This is a genomic window from Cedecea sp., assembly GCF_036500665.1.
In the GTDB taxonomy this organism is placed as follows: domain Bacteria; phylum Pseudomonadota; class Gammaproteobacteria; order Enterobacterales; family Enterobacteriaceae; genus Cedecea.
This window is the reverse complement of record NZ_DASYBS010000085.1, coordinates 1-2,208: the sequence shown is the minus strand read 5'-3', so window position 1 is coordinate 2,208 and position 2,208 is coordinate 1. Positions and strand designations below refer to the sequence as shown.

Genomic DNA, 2,208 nt, shown 5'->3' with positions numbered 1-2,208 from the left:
TGGGCCGCTTTCCCAGCCCAACCATGCGCTAAAAGAACTCCTCGCTCACCATTCCCCCAGCGATAAACCGCGATATCTTCCTCTTCATTTTCAGTGCCGGGCGCAATCACGACCCGGCTAACCTCCGCCTGCTCCAAGATTGCTTCTTCCCGTTTAAGGTTCCGCAAAGCGCGCTGCGGCCGCAGAAATTCCTGTAGTGCTTCAGCAGCGTCCATTGGCAAAGTAATCAGTAATCAGTGATCAGTCCAGGAGCTAGAATCTGGGAGCTACGAGCTGGGAGAGCGCAGTGCGCAACTAGGAAAATTGCCAATCCTAGGAAGTCCACTCGAGCACTCAGGCACTGAGTTATCAAAAAAACTCTATGATTACAGGACTGGCCACTCCTCCAGCGTGCTTGGACGCCGTGCTAAACCCGCGCCCCCTCCTAACTCCTAGATTCTAGCTCCCGGCTCCTAAACTGATTACTGATTACTGATCACTGCTGTCCGGTTGTCGACAGAGTGTGTGGAGAGTATGTGTTGAGCAATAGGCAATTGCGAATGAAAAGGGCTGTGAGCGACTTGAAGCTTGAGCATCTAGTTTCTGCGGGTGTTCTCCGGGAAAACAATTTTTGCGCAGGTTCTCGAGCCGATCCATCCAGAACAGTTTCGTCGCTGTGTGCAACGTTACGATGGCGAGTACAAGGTCAGGGCTTTTTCCTGTTGGGATCAGTTTCTGTCCATGGCCTTTGCCCAACTGACCTTTCGGGAGAGTTTGCGCGATATCGAAGCATGCTTGAGTACGCGCAGCGATCAGCTCTATCATCTAGGTTTTCGCAGCCCCATCCGGCGCAGCACCCTGGCCGATGCCAACGAAAGGCGCGATTGGCGTATTTATGCAGATCTAGCGCAGCTTTTAATCAAGCGAGCCAGGGCTCTTTATGCCACCCAAGCGCTGGAAGTAGAGTTGACAGAGACCGTATACGCATTGGATTCGACGACCATCGATTTGTGCCTCAACCTTTTTCCTTGGGCTCGTTTTCGCCGAACCAAAGGCGCTATCAAGTTACATACGCTGCTGGATTTGCGTGGTCCCATTCCTGCGTTGGTCAGTATAACCGAAGCACGGTGTCACGACGTCAACGCCTTAGACGCGCTGTTAGTCGAGCCAGGAGCCTTCTACGTCATGGACAAGGCTTATTTGGATTTCGCCCGTCTCTACCTCTTACATCGAGCGGGAGCTTATTTTGTGATTCGCCCTCGAGCCGATCTGCGTTTCATTCGCTATCGTTCTCAACCGGTCGATCGCTCTACAGGCTTGCGCAGCGATCAGATCGGCCGCTTGCACGGTTTTTATTCGCGAAAAGCCTTTCCAGACAAGCTCCGAGCAGTTCGCTTCTACGATCGCGAACTGCAGCGCAGTTTTTGTTTTTTGACCAATCACCTGCAGTTGCCTGCCTGGACTATCTGCCAGCTCTACAAGATGCGCTGGCAAGTAGAATTGTTCTTCAAATGGATCAAGCAGCACCTACGAATCAAGCGCTTCTATGGTACCTCAACCAATGCAGTCAAAACTCAAATCTGGACTGCTCTGTGCGTTTACCTTTTAGTCGCTATTCGCAAACAAGAGCTGGGCTTACCCCAAAGTTTGCACACTATTTTGCAGATCTTGAGCGTCAACGTGTTCGAAAAAGTCCCTATCGATCAACTACTTACAACTTCATTAACCGGAGATCAAAACACATCAGATCCTAACCAGCTGATGCTCTGGGACTTATAACCGGACAATCATGATCAGTAATCAGTAATCAGTTCGAGGAGTTGCAGGAGTCCAAGGAGGTCGCAGTTATGACGCGCTCGCTCAAAGACCTGAACTAAGTCAGCTATTTGTCCTACTCCGGCTAACTCCCGACGCTGAAAATTCCGGAACCCCCGCAACATGATTACTGATTACTTCGAACCACCCGTTACGGTTAACCACTTCTCAAAAAATGGTAGGTCTCGTCTTAGTCTCACACAGTCGTCGCCTGGCTGAAGCCACCGTCGATCTAATTAAGCGGACGGTTGGACCCGGTATCTCGATCGCCGCGGCGGGGGGAATCGGCGACGATCGATCAGAGCTGGGCACTGATGCGCTGGATATCCAAGAAGCAATTCTCAAGGTTCGGTCTCCTGAGGGTGTCCTGGTGTTGATGGACATGGGCAGCGCCATTCTGAGCGCAGAGACAGC

Annotated in this window: 3 protein-coding genes; 2 read left to right on the top strand and 1 reads right to left on the bottom strand. The window is 51.6% G+C overall.

All coding sequences use genetic code 11. The features are described 5' to 3' along the window. The coding region (locus tag VGM55_RS13510; protein ID WP_331635740.1) for a hypothetical protein at positions 1 to 215 on the bottom strand (215 nt) is incomplete at its 3' end. Positions 216 to 588: 373 nt separating this feature from the next. Here VGM55_RS13510 and VGM55_RS13505 point away from each other — a divergent pair. Beyond that, on the top strand, positions 589 to 1,758 hold the full coding sequence (locus tag VGM55_RS13505) for an IS4 family transposase (protein WP_331635739.1): 1,170 nt from the start codon (positions 589 to 591) through the stop codon (positions 1,756 to 1,758). Positions 1,759 to 1,969: 211 nt separating this feature from the next. Next, on the top strand, positions 1,970 to 2,208 hold a 239-nt coding region (locus tag VGM55_RS13500; RefSeq protein WP_414648268.1), incomplete at its 3' end, for a PTS-dependent dihydroxyacetone kinase phosphotransferase subunit DhaM.